Below are 416 nucleotides of genomic sequence, written 5' to 3'. Positions count from 1 at the left end.
CTTTAGACATGCAGATAGCTATTAAAATCACCTAACAGTCTGCAGGTTCTTGAAATGTACCCGGTGGTGCTAGGGGTATTCCAGCAATGACGTTTGAATGATGCATCTTCTCACTACCTCCCTCAGGCCGCAACACTAATCACTCTGCGTGTCAGTCGACTGCCAAACCACCGAGTTATCGATTGCTGCACGTGTGAGACGTGACTGAAACGTCACAAGACCATCCTCAAAACCGTACGCCTTCGCCTTACGATTAGCTTTGACAGCGATCAACACTCCGCTCACGGATAGATGTGGAATCGCGACAAAAATTCTACCAGCCAAAGAGGCATGAGTCATCGAAGCCCTCTATGAGAATCTTTATCCCGCTTGAGTGGACTGACTCCTATCCGCACCTGCCACCGCCTGCTAATACG

The 416-nt window shown here is 49.3% G+C and carries 1 protein-coding gene; it reads right to left on the bottom strand.

Translation table 11 applies throughout. The features are described from left to right. Nucleotides 1-135: 135 nt before the first annotated feature. Nucleotides 136-339, bottom strand: coding sequence for a hypothetical protein (locus UF06_RS03725; RefSeq protein WP_045569245.1), 204 nt, complete (start codon nt 337-339; stop codon nt 136-138). Between the last annotated feature and the right edge of the window lie 77 nt (nt 340-416).

This window comes from Vibrio sp. S234-5 (assembly GCF_000960595.1).
In the GTDB taxonomy this organism is placed as follows: domain Bacteria; phylum Pseudomonadota; class Gammaproteobacteria; order Enterobacterales; family Vibrionaceae; genus Vibrio.
Note: the sequence above shows the minus strand (reverse complement) of the source record. Positions and strands in the feature narration are given on the sequence as shown.